At 70.7% G+C, this 17,384-nt stretch carries 16 protein-coding genes; 2 read left to right on the forward strand and 14 right to left on the reverse strand.

Translation table 11 applies throughout. From position 1 onward, the window contains the following. The coding region (gene gltX / locus ASG00_RS03685) for a glutamate--tRNA ligase (RefSeq protein WP_056207111.1) at nucleotides 1-1,497 on the reverse strand (1,497 nt) is incomplete at its 3' end. An 11-nt stretch (nucleotides 1,498-1,508) separates the two neighbouring features. Next, nucleotides 1,509-2,471: a LysR family transcriptional regulator gene (locus ASG00_RS03690; protein WP_056206979.1), complete on the reverse strand. Its 963-nt coding sequence runs from the start codon at nucleotides 2,469-2,471 to the stop codon at nucleotides 1,509-1,511. Nucleotides 2,472-2,552: 81 nt separating this feature from the next. Here ASG00_RS03690 and ASG00_RS03695 point away from each other — a divergent pair, with 81 nt between their 5' ends. Next, nucleotides 2,553-3,620 carry an aminotransferase class V-fold PLP-dependent enzyme gene (locus ASG00_RS03695; protein WP_056206981.1) on the forward strand — a complete coding sequence of 356 codons (1,068 nt, stop codon included), beginning with the start codon at nucleotides 2,553-2,555 and terminating at the stop codon, nucleotides 3,618-3,620. A gap of 75 nt (nucleotides 3,621-3,695) precedes the next feature. Here ASG00_RS03695 and ASG00_RS03700 read toward each other — a convergent pair whose 3' ends face one another. The 4 genes from ASG00_RS03700 to ASG00_RS03715 form a co-directional block, all read right to left on the reverse strand. Further along, nucleotides 3,696-4,460 carry a fumarylacetoacetate hydrolase family protein gene (locus ASG00_RS03700; protein ID WP_056206984.1) on the reverse strand — a complete coding sequence of 255 codons (765 nt, stop codon included), beginning with the start codon at nucleotides 4,458-4,460 and terminating at the stop codon, nucleotides 3,696-3,698. Nucleotides 4,461-4,543: 83 nt separating this feature from the next. Beyond that, nucleotides 4,544-5,662, reverse strand: a complete 1,119-nt coding sequence (locus ASG00_RS03705) for a branched-chain amino acid aminotransferase (protein ID WP_056206986.1) — start codon at nucleotides 5,660-5,662, stop codon at nucleotides 4,544-4,546. Between the two features lie 45 nt (nucleotides 5,663-5,707). Beyond that, nucleotides 5,708-6,760, reverse strand: coding sequence for a 3-isopropylmalate dehydrogenase (locus tag ASG00_RS03710; RefSeq protein ID WP_056206988.1), 1,053 nt, complete (start codon nucleotides 6,758-6,760; stop codon nucleotides 5,708-5,710). Nucleotides 6,761-6,795: 35 nt separating this feature from the next. After that, nucleotides 6,796-8,346, reverse strand: coding sequence for an MFS transporter (locus tag ASG00_RS03715; protein ID WP_056207112.1), 1,551 nt, complete (start codon nucleotides 8,344-8,346; stop codon nucleotides 6,796-6,798). A gap of 66 nt (nucleotides 8,347-8,412) precedes the next feature. On the opposite strand from ASG00_RS03715, the gene ASG00_RS03720 reads away from it, so the two are divergent. Then, complete coding sequence (locus tag ASG00_RS03720) at nucleotides 8,413-8,955, forward strand: TetR/AcrR family transcriptional regulator (RefSeq protein WP_056206990.1); 543 nt, start codon at nucleotides 8,413-8,415, stop codon at nucleotides 8,953-8,955. A gap of 10 nt (nucleotides 8,956-8,965) precedes the next feature. On the opposite strand, the gene serA is transcribed toward ASG00_RS03720, so the two are convergent. The 8 genes from serA to ASG00_RS16785 all read right to left on the reverse strand — a co-directional run. Further along, nucleotides 8,966-10,570 carry a phosphoglycerate dehydrogenase gene (gene serA / locus ASG00_RS03725; protein ID WP_056206992.1) on the reverse strand — a complete coding sequence of 535 codons (1,605 nt, stop codon included), beginning with the start codon at nucleotides 10,568-10,570 and terminating at the stop codon, nucleotides 8,966-8,968. A 141-nt stretch (nucleotides 10,571-10,711) separates the two neighbouring features. After that, nucleotides 10,712-11,062, reverse strand: a complete 351-nt coding sequence (locus ASG00_RS03730) for a hypothetical protein (protein WP_056206994.1) — start codon at nucleotides 11,060-11,062, stop codon at nucleotides 10,712-10,714. After that, on the reverse strand, nucleotides 11,059-11,580 hold the full coding sequence (locus ASG00_RS03735) for a hypothetical protein (RefSeq protein WP_056206996.1): 522 nt from the start codon (nucleotides 11,578-11,580) through the stop codon (nucleotides 11,059-11,061). The genes ASG00_RS03730 and ASG00_RS03735 overlap by 4 nt, the downstream gene beginning before the upstream one ends. Nucleotides 11,581-11,724: 144 nt before the next feature. Next, nucleotides 11,725-12,750, reverse strand: coding sequence for a ketol-acid reductoisomerase (gene ilvC / locus ASG00_RS03740; protein ID WP_045248490.1), 1,026 nt, complete (start codon nucleotides 12,748-12,750; stop codon nucleotides 11,725-11,727). 65 nt (nucleotides 12,751-12,815) lie between these two features. Beyond that, nucleotides 12,816-13,325 (reverse strand): acetolactate synthase small subunit, encoded by a 510-nt coding sequence (gene ilvN, locus ASG00_RS03745; protein ID WP_045248491.1) that lies wholly within the window; start codon nucleotides 13,323-13,325, stop codon nucleotides 12,816-12,818. Between the two features lie 2 nt (nucleotides 13,326-13,327). Beyond that, on the reverse strand, nucleotides 13,328-15,136 hold the full coding sequence (locus ASG00_RS03750; RefSeq protein WP_056206998.1) for an acetolactate synthase large subunit: 1,809 nt from the start codon (nucleotides 15,134-15,136) through the stop codon (nucleotides 13,328-13,330). Between the two features lie 43 nt (nucleotides 15,137-15,179). Beyond that, nucleotides 15,180-16,901: a dihydroxy-acid dehydratase gene (gene ilvD / locus ASG00_RS03755; protein WP_056206999.1), complete on the reverse strand. Its 1,722-nt coding sequence runs from the start codon at nucleotides 16,899-16,901 to the stop codon at nucleotides 15,180-15,182. 64 nt (nucleotides 16,902-16,965) lie between these two features. Continuing rightward, on the reverse strand, nucleotides 16,966-17,384 hold a 419-nt coding region (locus ASG00_RS16785; RefSeq protein WP_327037476.1), incomplete at its 5' end, for a trehalose-phosphatase.

The following is a 17,384-nucleotide window of genomic DNA, read 5'->3' on the forward strand; positions in this document are numbered from 1 at the left end:
GAGCGCATCGAGGCGGGCGATGGTGGCCTGCTTGCCAAGCAGCTCCATCGACTCGAACAGCGGCGGCGACACCCGGCGACCGCTCAGCGCGACGCGCAGCGGGCCGTAGGCGACTCGCGGCTTGAGGCCGAGGCCGTCGACGAGCGCAACCTGCAGTGCGTCCTGCACGGATGCCGCGTCGAACCCCTGCTCGGCGACCTCCTCGAGTGCACCGACCGACGCGACCAGCACCTCGCCGGCGTTCGCCGGAAGCCCCGCGAGGGCGTCGTCCTCGTAGGTGACGGAGTCGGTGAACAGGAAGCCGAGGAGGCCCGGCACGTCGCCGAGCACCTGCACGCGCTCCTGCACGAGGGGTGCCGCGGCGGCGATCAGCGCGGTCTCCGCGGGGGTCGGGGCATCCGAGATGACACCGGCGTGCTGCAGGTACGGCACGATGCGGGCGGCGAAGTCGTCGGGGGCGAGCAGGCGGATGTGGTCCCCGTTGATCGACTCGGCCTTCTTCTGGTCGAAGCGGGCCGGATTCGGGTTCACGTCGGCGATGTCGAACGCGGCGGTGAACTCCTCGAGCGAGAACACGTCGCGGTCGGCGGCGATCGACCAGCCGAGGAGCGCCAGATAGTTCAGCAGGCCCTCGTGGATGAAGCCGCGCTCGCGCTGCAGGAACAGGTCGGCCTGCGGGTCGCGCTTGGAGAGCTTCTTGGTGCCTGTCTCCCCGAGCACCAGCGGCATGTGGCCGAAGCGGGGCACGAAGTCGGTGACGCCCGCCTGGATGAGTGCGTCGTACAGCGCGAGCTGGCGCGCGGTCGACGGCATGATGTCCTCGCCGCGGATGACGTGGGTGATGCCCATGAGCGCGTCGTCGACCGGGTTCGTGAACGGATAGAGGAACTTGCCGCCCGCCCGCACGATGACGAAGTCGGGGAAGGATCCGGCCGGGAATGTCACCTCGCCGCGGATCAGGTCGACGTAGGTCAGGTCGGTGTCGGGCACCCGCAGCCGGAACGCCGGCTCGCGCCCTTCGGTGCGGAAGGCCTCGCGCTGCGCGTCGGTGAGGTCACGGTCGTGGTTGTCGTAGCCCAGCTGCTTCGCGCGGCCGGCCGCCTCGTTGCGCGCGTCGATCTCCTCGGGAGTCGAGTAGCTCTCGTACACGAGCCCGGTGGCGACGAGCTTCGTCAGCACGTCCTCGTAGATCGCGGTGCGCTCAGACTGCCGATACGGCGCGTGCGGGCCGCCGACCTCGACGCCCTCGTCCCAGTCGATCTTGAGCCAGGTGAGCGCGTCGACGAGCTGGCGGTAGCTCTCCTCGCTGTCGCGCGCGGCATCCGTGTCCTCGACGCGGAAGATGAGCTTGCCGCCCGTGTGACGCGCATAGCCCCAGTTGTAGAGGGCCGTGCGCACCATGCCGACGTGCGGAAGGCCGGTCGGCGAGGGGCAGAACCGCACCCGAACGTCGGGTCCGGCGGCGGTCGTGGTGGCGGGGTGCGGTGCGGAAGACATCGCCGTCCAGTCTAGTTCGCCGGGCCGTCGCCGCCCGAGGCCACCGCCGCCGTCACCTCGGCGATCGCGGCGAGCACGGCGGCGACCGCCGGCACCCGGTCCGCGCCGTGAGCGGTGACGGTGTGCAGCGTGCGCTGCTCGGTTGCGGGCAACGGCACGGTCACGATGCCCGGCAGCGCCGGGAAGGATGCCACGGCCAGCCGCGGCAGCGTCGCCACCCCGATCCCCTGCGCGACGAGGCCCTCCACGGCCACGAAGTTGTCGGTCTCGAACCTGATGCGCGGCACGAACCCCGCACGGTCGCAGAGCTCGAGCAGGTGTCCGCGGCACTGCGGGCAGCCGGCGATCCAGTCGTCGGACGCGAGGGACGCGACATCGACCGTCGTGTGCGCGGCAGCGGGGTGGGTCGCGGGCAGCACCGCGATCATCGGCTCGACGGCGATCTCCCGCACCGACAGCCCCTGGGCGCTCGCCCGATGCGGATCATCGCGGTCACCCGGGTAGCTGAACGTGAGCGCGATGTCGGCACGGTCGTCGCGCACGGCCTCGACCGCCGCGGGCGGCTCGGCCTCGACGTAGGTGACCGTCACGCCCGCGACCGTCTCGGCGAGCCGGGCGAGCAGCCGCGGCACGACCGTGGGCGACGCCGACGGGAAACCGACCAGGCGCACGCGTCCCGACTTCAGCCCCCGCAGCTCCGCCAGCTCCCCCGCCGCCGCCTCGAGCGCTGTCGTCACGGTCGGCGCATGCCGGGCGAGCACGCGCCCCGCCTCCGACAGTCGCACACGCCGCCCCACCCGCTCGACCAGCGGCACGCCCAGCCGGGATTCGAGCGCCTTGAGGTGCTGGCTGACCGCGGGCTGGCTGTAGCCCAGCGCGGCGGCGGCCGCGGTGATCGATCCGGTGTCGGCGATCGCCTTCACGAGGCGCAGCGAGTGCGCGTCGAAGCCGGGATCGGGGGTGGGGAGCGACATCCTCGAATCATAAACGGATCGCATGTTTTCGATCCACAACATGTCCTAGACGAATGGATGCCTCCCTGTCACGCTGGAGACATGGCACCCGCGACACTCTCCCCCGCGCTGACGATCGCCGACGCGCGCGCGGAGTTCGCGGGCGGTCGCGGCTACCTCGCCGCGTGCACCACCGGGCTGCCGCCCCGGGCGTCGCGCGATGCGCTGCGCGCCGACCTCGACGCCGCGTATTCCGGACAGCCCGACCTCGCCCGCTACGAGCTCGCGGTCACCGAGACCCGCCGCCACGCCGCGACGCTGCTCGGCGTCGGCGCCGACCGCATCGCCCTCGGGTCGCAGACGTCCGTACTCGCGGCGCTCATCGCCGCCGCGGTGCCCGACGGCGCCGAGGTGCTGTGCGTCGAGGGCGACTTCTCCTCGATCGTGATGCCGTTCGTGCACGCCGGGCGCGGCATCCGCGTGCGGTCGGTGCCGCTCGCGCGCCTCGCCGACGAGGTGCGCGGTGACACCGCTCTCGTCGCGTTCTCGCTCGTGCAGTCGGCCACGGGAGAGATCGCGGATGCCGCCGCGATCACCGCCGCGGCCCGCCGCCACGGCGCGCGCACGCTCTGCGATGCGACACAGGCGCTCGGCTGGCTGCCCGTCGACGGCGGCGCGTTCGACGCCCTGATCTGCCATACCTACAAGTGGCTGTGCGCACCGCGCGGTGTCGCTGTGCTCGCCGTCTCCGCCGGGTTCCAGCCGCACATCCCCGCCCGCCAGGCGGGATGGTGCGCCGGCGAGGACCCGTGGACCTCGTGCTACGGCAGCCAGGTCTCCCTCGCCGCCGATGCGTCGCGCTTCGACGTCTCCCCCGCCTGGCAGGCGTTCATCGGCGCCGCGCCGGCGCTCGCCCTGTTCGCCGGACTCGATCCGGCGGCTCTCCACGCGCACACCCGCACGCTCGCCGACGCGTTCCGCGCCCGCCTCGAGCTTCCCGCGACCGGCAGCGCGATCGTCACGTGGGCCGACCCGACCGGGTGCGACCTCGCACGCCTGAATGCAGCCGGCATCACGGCCTCGGGACGCGCCGGTCGCGCCCGGGTCGCGTTCCACGTGTTCAACGACGCCGACGACGTCGAGCTCGCCGCGCGCGCGCTCGGTCGCTGACCTGCTCGCCGAGCTCCGGCAGCGACGCACGTCGGGCGGCGCGTCGAGCCGTCGAACGACGCGCCCTCGCCGACCTCAGGCGTTGCGTGCGGTGTTGCGCAGCACGCCGAGACCGGTGATCTCGACCTCGACGGTGTCGCCCGCGTTAAACGGACCGACGCCCGCCGGCGTGCCGGTGAGGATCACATCGCCCGGCAGCAGCGTGAACGCCGCCGACGCGTAGGCGATGATGTCCGGCACCGAGTGGATCATGTCGGTCAGCGGGGCATCCTGCGCCACCTCGCCGTTGAGCCGGGTCTGCACCCGCGCCGAGGCGATGTCGAACTCGGTCTCGATCGCCGGACCGAGCGGGCAGAACGTGTCGAAGCCCTTCCCGCGCGTCCACTGGCCGTCGGAGTACTGGATGTCCCGCGCGGTGACGTCGTTGCCGACCGTGTACCCGAACACGTAGTCGAGCGCCCGATCGGCGGGGACGTTCTTCGCGATGCGGCCGATCACGACGGCCAGCTCGCCCTCGAAGTCGGTGCGCTCGGACTGCGGCGGACGAACGATCGAATCGCCCGGGCCGATGACCGCGGTGTTGGGCTTCAGGAACAGCAACGGCGCCGCCGGCGCCTCACCGCCCATCTCCGCCGCGTGGTCGTGATAGTTCTTCCCCACGCACACGACCTTCGACCGCGGAATCACCGGAGCCAGCAGCGCCGCGTCGGCGAGCGGCACGCGCTCCCCCGTCGTCTCGAACCCGGCGAACAGCGGGTCGGCGGCGAGCACGACGAGCTCGCCCTCGTCGACGATGCCGTAGCGGATGGCGTCCTGGTGGCTGAAACGGGCGATCTTCACCCCGTCAGCCTAGTCAGCGCACGAACGCCGACGGCGGGCGCGCGGTGGATGCCGCGGCCCGCCGTCGTGACGGTGAGAGATGCTCAGTCGTCGAGGCGCAGCATCCAGCCGTGCGTGTCCTCGCGACGTCCGTACTGGATGTCGGTGAGCACCTGGCGGATCTCCATCGTGAGCGCGCCCGCCGGGGCGTCGGGGTCGCCGATGGTGTACTCCTCGCCGATGAGCTGGCCGATCGGCGTGATGACGGCGGCCGTGCCGCACGCGAACGCCTCGACGATCTCGCCCGAGTCGACGCCCTCGCGCCACTCGTCGATCGCGACCTGGCGGATCTCCGCCTCGTGACCGAGATCGCGCGCGACGGTGAGCACCGAGTCACGGGTGATCGAGGGCAGGATCGAGTCGGACTCCGGCACCAGCAGGCTGCCGTCGCGTCGCACGAACACGACGTTCATGCCGCCGAGCTCCTCGATGTAGCGGCCCTCCGCGGCATCCAGGTAGAGCTCCTGCGCGCAGCCGTGGGCGGCCGCCTTCTCGTGCGGGAGGAGGCTCGCGGCATAGTTGCCGCCGGTCTTCGCCGCACCGAGACCACCGCTGCCCGCACGGGAGAACTCGGTCTCGAGCCAGATCTTCACCGGCGCGATGCCACCGTGGAAGTAGGCGCCCGCGGGGCTCGCGATCACGTAGTACGCGACCTTCTTCGCCGCGCGCACGCCCAGGAAGGCCTCCTTCGCGAACATGAAGGGGCGCAGGTACAGGCTCGTCTCGGGAGCCGACGGCACCCAGTCGCCGTCGACCGCGATGAGCTCACGCAGCGACTGCACGAAATACTCCGTGGGAAGCTCCGGCAGGGCCAGCCGACGGGCCGACGCGCGCAGCCGCGCCGCGTTGCGATCGGGGCGGAACGTGCGGATCGATCCGTCGGCCCAGCGGTAGGCCTTCAGCCCCTCGAAGATCTCCTGCCCGTAGTGCAGCACGGATGCCGCGGGGTCGAGCGAGATCGGACCGTACGGCTGCACGCGGGGGCGGTGCCAGCCGCCGCCGGCCGACCAGCAGATGTCGACCATGTGGTCGGTGAACTTCTGGCCGAATCCGGGGTTCGCGAGGATCTCCTCGCGGGCCGCGGGAGAGGCGGCGGCGAGGTTCTTCGTGACGGCGAAGTCGAGGGGGGCGAGAGCGGTGTCGTTCGTGTCGGTGAGAGTCATGTCACATCCTGGAATGCTCGGCGCGAAGCGCGCGGTGCTGTCAGGTTACGCCTGCAGGTGCGCGGCGATCGCGTCGCCGATGGCGGAAGTCGTGCGGGGGGCGTCGGAGCGCGAGGCGATGTCGGCCTCGACGGCGCGGGTGACGCGGGTGGCCTCCGTGGTGAGCCCGAGGTGATCGAGCAGCAGCGCGACGGAGAGGATCGCGGCCGTGGGGTCGGCCTGCTGGGTGCCGGCGATGTCGGGGGCCGAACCGTGAACGGGCTCGAACATCGACGGGAACGCACCGTCGGGGTTGATGTTCCCCGAGGCGGCGAGACCGATGCCGCCGGTGATGGCCCCGGCCAGGTCGGTCAGAATGTCGCCGAAGAGGTTGTCGGTGACGATGACGTCGAAACGGGACGGGTTCGTGACCAGGTGGATCGTGGCCGCATCGACGTGCATGTAGTTTACGGCGACCTCGGGGTGCTCCGCGCCGACCGCGAGCACGAGCCGGTGCCAGAGGGACCCGGCGTTGACGAGCACGTTGGTCTTGTGCACGAGGGTGAGCTTCTTGCCCCGTCGTTCGGCGAGGTCGAACGCGTAGCGGACGACCCGTTCGACACCGTACGCGGTGTTCACGGATGTCTCGTTCGCGACCTCGTGCGGCGTGCCGCGGCGGATCGCCCCGCCGTTGCCGACGTAGGGGCCTTCGGTGCCTTCACGCACCACGACGAAGTCGACCTCGCCCGGGTCGCGCAGCGGCCCCGGCACGCTCGGGTAGAGCGTCGACGGGCGCAGGTTCACGTAGTGGTCGAGCTCGAACCGCAGCTTCAGCAGCAGCCCTCGCTCGATGTTCGCGTCCTTCAGGCGAGGGTCGCCGGGAACACCGCCGACAGCTCCGAGCAGAATGGCGTCGTGCCCCGCGATGGCGGCGAGGTCGGCGTCGGTGAGGGTGTCGCCGGTCTCGAGGTAGCGCGCCGCCCCGAGCGAGAAGCGCGTCTTGTCGAAGACGACCTCGCTGCCGGCCGTGACGGCGTCGAGCACCTTCTCGGCCTCGGCGACGACCTCGGGGCCGATGCCGTCACCGGGGATGACGGCCAGCTTCACGACGCGCGACATTGCTCTCCTCGCGGGTAGGGCAGCGCTGCGGCTCGTCAGTGATCCGACCGTCCCGCGCTGCGGGTCGATCCCAGCGTAGTGGCCGCCACGACGGCGGCCACGACGACGAGCGCGGCCCCGATGAGCGCCGTCACGAAGGCTCCCTGGTCGAAGGCGGATGCCGCGGCATCCTGCAGCGCCTGACCGACCGCGGCGGGCAGGTCCCCCGCCGCGTGCACGGCCCCGGCAAGCGTCTCGCGTGCGGCGACGGCGACGTCGTCGGGCACGCCGACCGGCACCACCAGGTGCGCGCGGTAGAGCGCCGTGAGCACGCCACCGAGCACCGCGGTGCCGAGCACGGCACCCAGCTCGTAGGCCGTCTCGGAGACGGCACTCGCGGCACCCGCCTTGGCGGCCGGGGCACTCGAGAGGATGAGCTCGTTCGAGACGGTCTCGGCCGCGCCGATGCCGGCACCGAGGCTCGCGAACGCGCCGATGAGCACCGCGAGCGACCCGGACTCCGTGGCGAACGCGACGGCCACGTAGCCCGCGAACGCGAAGACGAGCGCGACCGGCACGACCACCCGGGCGGGGGCGCGCATCGCTATCGGCACGACGATGAGCCCCGCCGCGATCATCACGGCGAGTCCGGGCACGAGCGCGAGGCCCGCCTCGATCGGCGAGAGCCCCACGATCAGCTGCAGGTGCTGAGCGACGAAGAACAGGAATCCGACGAGGGCGACGACACTGAGGAGGTTCACGATGAGCGCGCCCGAGAAGGTTCCCGAGCGGAACAGTCGCATGTCGAGCATGGGGCGCTCCGCGCGCAGCTGCCGGCGCACGAACAGCGTGCCGGCCGTGAGACCGACGACGACGAGCACGAGCGGGACAGTGCCCACGCCGTGAACGGCGGTCTCCTTGGTGGCCCACACGATCGGCACGGTCGCCGCCATCGACAGCACGATGCTCACCGGGTCGATGCGACCGGGCCGCGGGTCGCGGCTCTCGGGCACGAGCAGCGGCGCGAACACCAGCAGCGGGATGAGCACGGGAACGGCCATCAGGAAGACCGAACCCCAGGCGAAGTGCGACAGCAGCACGCCGCCGACGATCGGCCCGAGCGCGGCACCCGCGGAGAACATCGACGCCCACACCGCGATCGCGAGGCGCCGCTGGTCGCGGTGAGTGAAGATGCTGCGCAGCAGCGACAGCGTCGAGGGCATCAGCATGGCCCCGAACACGCCCATCAGGGCGCGGCCGGCGATCAGCAGCTCCGCCGACGGCGCGAACGCGGTCACCGCGGAGACGGCGGCGAAGCCGGTGGCGCCGATGAGCAGCATCTGTCGCCGGCCGAACCGGTCGCCGAGCGTGCCCATCGTCACGAGGAAGCCGGCGAGCACCAGCGGATACACGTCGACGATCCACAGCTGCTGCACGGCCGTGGGGCCGAGCTGCAGGGAGATGTCGGGCAGCGCGAAGCTCAGCACGGTGTTGTCGACCGAGATGAGCAGCACGGGCAGCATCAGCACGACGAGCGCGGCCCAGCCGCGCCATCCCACCCGCTTCCCCTGCTCGTCGGCCAGGCGGATCTCTTCAGTCAGTGTCATCATTTCTATACCGTCCAGTTGGTATAGTAACAGAGTGCCGGATGCCTCCTCACTACCCTGGAACGCATGAGTCGCCCTCCCCGCGCCCGCGAGAGCGTGCTCGACGCCTACGAAGACGTCGTGATCGCCGACGGCCCGGCCGCCGCCACGATGGACGCCGTCGCCCGCGCCGCCGGCGTCTCGAAGGGGGGCCTGCTCTACCACTTCGCGTCGAAGGACGCCCTGCAGTCCGCCGTGATCGAGCGGATGTCCTCCCGCGGCGTCGCCGAGATGGCGGATGTCGCCACCTCCCCCGTCGGCGCGATCGCCGCGTTCATGCGGTCATCGATCATGCACAACACGCCGTTCGACCGCACGATCGTCACCGTGTCGCGCCTCGCGCAGAACGGCGACGCCGTGGCATCCGACGCCCTCCGACGCCTGCGCGACGTGTGGGAGGAGACCCTCCGCCCCCACACGCGCGACGAGACCGCACTGCAGCTCGTGATGCTCGTCAGCGACGGGCTCTACTTCAACAACGCGCTCTCGACCGGCTCCGTGCCCGGACCCGACCTCGACGACGACGCCCTAGGGGCGCTCATCGCCCTCGTCGAGCGCAGCGCCGTCTGAGCCGGCGCGCTCAGACCTCGGTCAGCGAGAGCTCGCGGAAGAGGTCGGCCTGGATCGCACCGCTGACCTCGGCGAGGATCTCGTCGGGAACCGGCGAGTCGACCGTCAGCACCGCGAGAGCCTGGCCACCCGCCGAACGACGTGCGATCTGCATGCCCGCGATGTTGATGCCCGCCTCGCCGAACTTCTGCCCGTAGACAGCGACGATGCCGGGGCGGTCGGTGTAGAGCATCACGATGTGGTGCTCGGCGATCGGCACCTCGATGTCGTAGTCGTTGATGCCGATGATCTTCTCGACCATCTTCGTGCCCGAGAGGGTGCCGGCGACCGTCAGGGTCGAGCCGTCGGCCAGCGCGGCGCGCAGCGTCGTGGTGTTGCGGTAGTCCTTCGAGTCGGGCGAGGTCGTCAGCGAGATCTCCACCCCGCGCTGCTGCGCGAGCAGCGGAGCGTTGACGTACGAGACGTTGTCGCTCACGATGCGCGAGAAGTACCCCTTCAGCGCGGCCAGCTCGTAGACCTTCACGTCGTAGGCGGCGAGCTCGCCGCGCACGTCGAGGTCGATGCGCGTGACGGCGCCGGTCGCGAGGCCCGCGAGGATCTGACCGAGCTTCTCGACGAGCGCGATGCCGGGGCGCACGAACGGGTCGATCACGCCGCCGGCGACATTCACCGCGTCGGGCACGAGGTCGCCCTCGAGGGCGAGCTTGACCGACTTCGCGACCGAGACGCCCGCCTTCTCCTGGGCCTCATCGGTCGACGCGCCGAGGTGGGGCGTCACGACGACGTTCGGGAGCGCCGTGAGGGCGGCCGCCACGGAGCCCTCCTTCGGCGGCTCGGCCGTGAAGACGTCGAGACCGGCACCGGCGATCTCCCCGGTCGACAGCGCGTCGAACAGCGCCTGCTCGTCGATGAGCCCGCCGCGGGCGACGTTGACGACATACGCCGTCGGCTTCATGCGACGCAGCTGCTCGACGCCGATCATTCCGGTCGTCTCGGGCGTCTTCGGCATGTGGATCGTCACGAAGTCGCTCTGCTCGAGCAGCTCGTCGAGGGTCACGAGGGTCACTCCGAGCTGCTGCGCACGAGCGCTCGTCACATACGGGTCGTACGCGACGACGTTCACCCCGAACGCCTGCACGCGCGCCGCGATCAGCGCGCCGATGCGGCCGAGACCGATGATGCCGAGGGTCTTCTCGTACAGCTCGACACCCGTGTACGACGAGCGCTTCCACGCGCCGCCGGCGAGCGACGCGTGAGCGGCGGGGATGCGCCGCGCGAGCGAGAGGATGTGGCCGATCGTGAGCTCGGCCGCCGAGATGATGTTCGAGGTCGGCGCGTTCACGACCATGACGCCCGCGGTCGTGGCCGCCTTGATGTCGACGTTGTCGAGACCGACACCCGCGCGAGCGATCACCTTGAGCTGAGGGGCCGCGGCGATCGCCTCGGCGTCGAGCTTCGTCGCCGAGCGCACGAGCACGGCGTCGACGTCGGCGAGGGCGGGCAGCAGCGCCGAACGGTCGGCGCCGTCGACATGGCGCACCTCGAAGTCGGGCCCGAGAGCCTCGATCGTGGCGGGAGAGAGTTCTTCGGCGATGAGCACGACGGGCTTCGTCACGGGGTGGATCCTTCGGCGTTTCCGGGAGCGCGCGCGGCGCAGGACGAGCGCGCAGCGGCTCCGCAGGTCGCACGGCGCAGTGAGCGCCAGCCTATCGCGCCGGGCGATGCCGCTCCGACCGTGTGACGGGCTCGCAGAGCGTCAGGAACCCAGCAGCTGCGCGCCGTAGGCCGCCGCGTAGCCCAGTACGTTCACCCAGAACACCGCCGTCACACCGAGCCCGGTGAGCAGGATCGCCGCGAACGGCAGCAGCCGCCGACGCCAGCCGATCGCGAAGGCGATCGCGAAGGCGATCGCGGGGAACACGACGGCGAGGATGAGCACGAACCAGCCGTAGCCGTTCAGACCGAGCGGACCCGACGCCTGCGAGATGAGGAAGCCCACCGCCGCCCACACGGCGTACGCGTAGAACAGACCGAAGAACGCAGAGACCGTGGCCACGAGCCACACCGGCAGCGCCGCACGGCGGCGAGGAGCGGCATCCGTCGTCATGACCCCACCGCCCCGACCATCACGAACGGCCACGGCACGAGCAGCGCCGCCCCGGCGATCAGCAGCACGAGGCGCAGCCAACTGCGCGAGCGCGCCGTCAGCCACGACGTGACGAAGAACCAGATCGCGGGCGTGGCCACCGCCAGCCACATCGCCACCGCGTAGGCGACCGGGTCGACCAGCACGTCGGCGACCGTGCGCAGGCGCAGCCCCCCGATGATCCAGCCGATCGTCCAGAGCGCGTACACGCCGCCCAGCACGCCCACTGTCACGAGCATCGCGTTGCCCATCGGCGCGGGGCCCGCCGCGACTGCGTCGCCGGCGGCATCCGCCGTCTCGACCTCGTCGCTGCCCTTGCCGACCGCGGCGAACCCCTCGGGGAGGGTCGCCTTCGCGGGCGCGGCGGGGGACGGAGCGGATGCCGCACGAGGAGCGGACTGCGAGACGCCCGACGGCGTCAGCGTCGGATCGTCGTCACCGTCCCAGCGCAGGGCATCGTCGTCGTCGGGTCTGGCCATGCGTCCACCCTCTCACGCCGTCGCACTACCCCGCGTCGCGCGCCCCGACCCGGGACCGAAACGCCGGAGCCTCCCGCGACCGCCGGGCGACCACAGGTCGCCGCGACGGTCGCGGGAGGCTGCGACGTCGGAGGATCGAGAGGATCAGCGCGCGGCGCTGCCCTCGACGTAGTCCGCGTCCTGCTGCTTCCACGCGAAGAGCGCACGCAGGTCGCGACCCACGGCCTCGATGGGGTGCTGAGCCGCCTTCTCACGCAGAGCGTGGAACTCGGGGGCGCCGGCGTCCTGGTCGCCGATGAAGCGCTCTGCGAACGCACCCGACTGGATGTCGGCGAGCACGCCCTGCATGTTCTCCTTGACGCGCGGGTCGATCACGCGGGGGCCCGAGACGTAGTCGCCGTACTCGGCGGTGTCCGACACGCTCCAGCGCTGCTTGGCGATGCCGCCCTCCCACATGAGGTCGACGATGAGCTTGAGCTCGTGCAGCACCTCGAAGTAGGCGATCTGCGGCTGGTAGCCGGCCTCGGTGAGGGTCTCGAAGCCGTACTGGATCAGCTGCGACACACCACCGCAGAGAACGGCCTGCTCACCGAACAGGTCGGTCTCGGTCTCCTCCGTGAAGGTGGTCTTGATCACACCGGCACGGGTTCCCCCGATGGCCTTGGCGTACGCCTTCGCGACGTCCCACGCCTGACCCGAGGCATCCTTCTCGACGGCGATGATGTCCGGGATGCCGCGACCGGCGACGAACTCGCGACGCACCGTGTGACCCGGGGCCTTGGGGGCCACGAGGATCACGTCGACGCCCTCGGGCGCCTCGATGTAGCCGAAGCGGATGTTGAAGCCGTGCGCGAACGCCAGCGTCTTGCCCGCCGCGAGGTGGGGCTTGATCTCGTCGTTGTAGATCGACCGCTGGTGCTGGTCGGGCGCGAGGATCATGATGAGGTCCGCCCACTCGGCCGCCTCGGCCACGGTCTTGACCTCGAAGCCGTCCTCCTGAGCCTTCGCGGTCGACTTCGAGCCCTCCTTGAGGGCGATGACGACCTCGACGCCCGAGTCGCGGAGGTTCTGCGCGTGCGCGTGTCCCTGCGAGCCGTAGCCGACGACCGCGACCTTCTTCGCCTGGATGAGCGCGAGGTCGGCGTCGTCGTCGTAGAAGATCTCTGCCACTTGTCTTTCTCCTTCTGTTGAAGCTGTGATGAAACGGGATGTCGCACCCTCCCGGGTGCGCACGGTCAGGCGCGGAGGACCCGCTCGGTGATGCTCTTCGGCCCGCGGCCGATGGCGAGGAGGCCCGACTGGGCGAGCTCCTTGATGCCGAACGGCTCGAGAGCGCGCAGCAGCGCATCCACCTTGCCGCGGTCGCCGGTCACCTCGACCACGAGTGCGTCCGGCGCGTAGTCGACCACCGAGGCGCGGAAGAGGTTCACGACCTCCAGCACGCTGGAGCGGTTGCTGTTGTCGGTGCGCACCTTCACGAGCACGTGCTCGCGCTGCACGGATGCCGCGGCATCCAGCTCGACAATCTTGATCACGTTGATCAGCTTGTTCAGCTGCTTGGTGACCTGCTCGAGCGGGAGGTCGTCGACGTCGACCACCACCGTGATGCGGGACAGACCCGGCACCTCGGTGACACCCACCGCGAGCGACTCGATGTTGAAGCCGCGACGCGCGAACAGGCCCGCGACGCGGGTCAGCAGACCGGGCTTGTTCTCCACGAGGAGGCTCAGCACGTGACTGGTCATGGTCAGTCCTCCTGCTCGAACGCGGGCGCGTGGTCACGCGCGTACTGGACATAGCTGTTGCTGACGCCCTGCGGCACCATCGGCCACACCATGGCGTCACGGCTCACGACGAAGTCGATCACGACCGGACGGTCGTTGGTCGCGAGCGCCAGCTCGATGGCCGCGTCGATCTCGTCCTCGCGCTCCACGCGGATGCCGAGGCATCCGTAGGCTTCCGCGAGCTTGAGGAAGTCGGGCACCCGGATGGTGTCGTGGCCCGTGTTCAGGTCGGTGTTCGAGTAGCGCCCGTCGTAGAAGAGGGTCTGCCACTGCCGCACCATGCCCAGCGACGAGTTGTTGATGATCGCGACCTTGATCGGAATCTGGTTGATCGTGCAGGTGGCGAGCTCCTGGTTGGTCATCTGGAAGCAGCCGTCGCCGTCGATCGCCCACACGACACGGTCGGGCTCAGCGACCTTCGCGCCCATCGCGGCGGGCACCGCGTAGCCCATGGTTCCGGCGCCACCGGAGTTGAGCCACGCGTTCGGACGCTCGTAGCCGATGAACTGCGCCGCCCACATCTGATGCTGGCCCACGCCCGCCGCGTAGATGCCCTCGGGACCGGTCAGCTCGCCGATGCGGCTGATGATCTGCTGCGGCGCGAGGAGACCGTCGCTCGTGGGCGCGTAGCCGAGCGGGAACTCGGTACGCAGGCCGTCGAGGAACGACCACCACTCGGTGAGGTCGGCGCGACCGTCCTGCGCGGCGACCGCCTGCGCGTACGCCGTGTCGAGGTCGACCAGCACGTCGCGCAGGTCGCCCACGATCGGTACGTCGGCGATGCGGATCTTCGAGATCTCCGCAGGGTCGATGTCGACGTGCACGACCTTCGCGTTCGGGGCGAACAGCGAGGCCTTGCCCGTCACGCGGTCGTCGAAGCGGGCACCGAGGGCGACGATCAGGTCGGCCTCCTGGAGGGCGAGCACCGCCGGCACCGTGCCGTGCATGCCCGGCATCCCCAGCTGCTGCGGGTGCGAGTCCGGGAACGCGCCGCGCGCCATGAGCGTCGTCACCACGGGAGCGCCGGTCGCCTCGGCCAGGGTGCGCAGCTCGGCCGAGGCCTGCGAGCGCACCACACCGCCGCCGACGTACAGCACCGGCTTCGACGACTCGGCGATCAGCTGCGCGGCCGCCTGGATCTGCTTGCCGTGCGCCTTCGTCACCGGACGGTAGCCGGGCAGGTCGATCTTCGCCGGCCACACGAACGGCACCTCGGCCTGCTGCGCGTCCTTCGTGATGTCGACGAGCACGGGTCCGGGGCGGCCGGTGCTGGCGATCTCGAAGGCCGCGGTGATCGCTCCGGGGATCTCCGAGGCATCCTTCACGAGGAACGAGTGCTTCGTGATCGGCATCGTGATGCCGACGATGTCGGCCTCCTGGAAGGCGTCCGTACCCATGAGGGTCGAGAACACCTGCCCGGTGATGCAGACGATCGGCACCGAGTCCATGTAGGCGTCGGCGATCGCGGTGACGAGGTTCGTGGCGCCGGGCCCGGACGTCGCGATCGCAACCCCCGTCTTGCCGGTCGCCGCCGCGTAGCCCTGGGCGGCGTGACCGGCCCCCTGCTCGTGGCGGACGAGGATGTGGCGGATCTTCGACGAGTCCATGAGCGGGTCGTAGACCGGCAGGATCGCGCCGCCGGGAAGACCGAAGACGTCGGTGACCCCGAGAAGCTCGAGGGTGCGGACGACAGACTCGGCCCCGGTGATCACGGGAGCGGACGCAGTACGTGCCGGCGGGCGCGGCACAGCCGGTGCGGTGTCGGCGGACATGATGAGTACCTCGACAGGAGTGGGTGAATGGGATGCGGCGGGGTCACCCCGTGGTCGCGCCCTCCGCGGCGGAGCGCACGAGCTTGGAGTACTTGGCCAGAACGCCTCGGGTGTAGCGCGGGGGAAGCGGCTCCCAGCCAGAGCGGCGGGAGTCGAGCTCTGCATCATCGACGAGTAGGTCGAGAGTGCGAGCCGCGATATCGACCCGTATCAGATCACCATCGCGCACGAAGGCGATGGGACCTGCGTCCACCGCTTCGGGTGCTATGTGGCCGATGCAGAGGCCGGTTGTGCCGCCGGAGAATCGACCGTCCGTCAAGAGTAGTACATCCTTGCCGAGCCCGGCGCCCTTGATGGCGGCCGTGATCGCGAGCATCTCGCGCATGCCGGGGCCGCCCTTGGGGCCCTCGTAGCGGATGACGACCACGCTGCCCGCCTCGATCGATCCCTCGGCGAGAGCGTCGATCGCGGCACGCTCGCGCTCGAACACGCGGGCGGGACCCTCGAAGACGGCGGCGTCGAAGCCCGCGGTCTTCACCACGGCACCCTCGGGGGCGAGCGAGCCGTGCAGGATCGTCAGGCCGCCGGTGGCGTGGATGGGGTTGTCGAAAGTGTGGATGACGGTGCCGTCGACCGGGTCGGGGTCGAGATCGGCCAGGTTCTCCGCGAGCGTCTTGCCGGTCACGGTGAGCGCGTCGCCGTGCAGCAGACCCTCGTCGAGCATCGCCTTCATGATCACCGGGATGCCGCCGTGGCGGTCGACGTCGTTCATGACGTACTTGCCGAACGGCTTCATGTCGGCGACGTGGGGAACCTTGTCGCCGATGCGGTTGAAGTCGTGGAGGCTCAGCTCGACGTCCGCCTCGCGGGCGATCGCGAGCAGGTGCAGCACGACGTTGGTCGAGCCGCCGAGGGCCATCGCGAGGGCGATCGCGTTCTCGAAGGCCTCCTTGGTGAGGATGTCGCGGGTCGTGACGCCCTGGCGCAGCAGGTTCACGACGGCCTCGCCCGAGCGATGGGCGAAGTAGTCGCGGCGACGGTCCGCCGAGGGCGGCGCGGCCGAGCCCGGGAGGCTGAGCCCGAGGGCCTCGGCGACCGAGGCCATGGTGTTGGCGGTGTACATGCCGCCGCACGCGCCCTCACCGGGGGCGATCGCGCACTCGATGCGCTTGAGGTCGGCCTCGCTCATCTTGCCCGCGAGGCAGGCGCCGACCGCCTCGAACGAGTCGATGATCGTGACATCCTTCTCGGTGCCGTCGCTGAGCTTGACCCAGCCGGGAGCGATCGACCCCGCGTAGAGGAACACGCTGGAGAGGTCGAGGCGGGCGGAGGCCATCAGCATGCCGGGGATCGACTTGTCGCAGCCGGCGAGAAGCACGGAGCCGTCGAGGCGCTCGGCCATGATGACCGTCTCGACGGAGTCGGCGATGACCTCGCGGGAGACCAGCGAGAAGTGCATGCCCTCGTGGCCCATCGAGATGCCGTCGGAGACGGAGATGGTGCCGAACTGCAGCGGGTAGCCGCCACCGGAGTGCACGCCCTCCTTGGCGCCCTGGGCGAGCCGGTCGAGGCTCAGGTTGCAGGGGGTGATCTCGTTCCAGCTCGACGCAATGCCGATCTGGGGCTTGTCCCAGTCCTCGTCGCCCATGCCCACGGCGCGGAGCATTCCGCGCGACGTGGTGGCTTCGATGCCATCGGTGACGACGCGGCTGCGGGGCTTGATGTCGACGGCGGGCGCGCCGGATGCAGCGGGGGTTTCAGGCATGTAACAGAGTGTAGGCCCGGGCCGCATTCCCCCCGGCGCACGCGCGGGACGTACGCGCGGTCGCTCAGCCGCGGGCGTCGGCGAGGTGCTGCAGCAGGGCCGCGAGCTCCTCGGGCGAGCCCACCCGCACGGCCGCGGCGGTCTCCCCCGCACCGACCCGCACGCCGAGGTCCGCCGGCCCCAGGGCGCGCAGCGCGTCTTCGTCGGTGACGTCGTCGCCGGCGAACACGACGGCGGTCGCACCGACGCGATCGGCGAGGCGGCGGACCGCGTCATCCTTCCCGCCCTCACGGAACGCGTACTCGACGATGTCGTGCCCGGTGCGACGTCGCCAGGCGGGCGCCTCGCGCGCCACCAGGTCGTCGACCCGCCGCTGGGCGGTGGCCGCGGCATCCGGCTCGCTCAGCCGGGTGTGCACACCGAAGCCGAAGCTCTTGCGTTCGATCCAGGCGCCGTCGAGGTCGGCGACGAGACCCTCGGCGG

This window comes from Microbacterium sp. Leaf351 (genome assembly GCF_001423825.1).
Taxonomy (GTDB): Bacteria; Actinomycetota; Actinomycetes; order Actinomycetales; family Microbacteriaceae; genus Microbacterium; species Microbacterium ginsengisoli.

Bases quoted from the DNA above. Each gene is read 5' to 3' on its own strand.
- ASG00_RS03720 (WP_056206990.1), top strand. From the start codon at position 8,413: ATGAGTCGCCCTCCCCGCGCCCGCGAGAGCGTGCTCGACGCCTACGAA.
- ASG00_RS03695 (WP_056206981.1), top strand. From the start codon at position 2,553: ATGGCACCCGCGACACTCTCCCCCGCGCTGACGATCGCCGACGCGCGC.
- ASG00_RS03710 (WP_056206988.1), bottom strand. From the start codon at position 6,760: ATGTCGCGCGTCGTGAAGCTGGCCGTCATCCCCGGTGACGGCATCGGC.
- ASG00_RS03715 (WP_056207112.1), bottom strand. From the start codon at position 8,346: ATGACACTGACTGAAGAGATCCGCCTGGCCGACGAGCAGGGGAAGCGG.
- ASG00_RS03730 (WP_056206994.1), bottom strand. From the start codon at position 11,062: ATGACGACGGATGCCGCTCCTCGCCGCCGTGCGGCGCTGCCGGTGTGG.
- ASG00_RS03690 (WP_056206979.1), bottom strand. From the start codon at position 2,471: ATGTCGCTCCCCACCCCCGATCCCGGCTTCGACGCGCACTCGCTGCGC.
- ASG00_RS03750 (WP_056206998.1), bottom strand. From the start codon at position 15,136: ATGTCCGCCGACACCGCACCGGCTGTGCCGCGCCCGCCGGCACGTACT.
- ASG00_RS03735 (WP_056206996.1), bottom strand. From the start codon at position 11,580: ATGGCCAGACCCGACGACGACGATGCCCTGCGCTGGGACGGTGACGAC.
- ilvN (WP_045248491.1), bottom strand. From the start codon at position 13,325: ATGACCAGTCACGTGCTGAGCCTCCTCGTGGAGAACAAGCCCGGTCTG.
- ilvD (WP_056206999.1), bottom strand. From the start codon at position 16,901: ATGCCTGAAACCCCCGCTGCATCCGGCGCGCCCGCCGTCGACATCAAG.
- ASG00_RS03705 (WP_056206986.1), bottom strand. From the start codon at position 5,662: ATGACTCTCACCGACACGAACGACACCGCTCTCGCCCCCCTCGACTTC.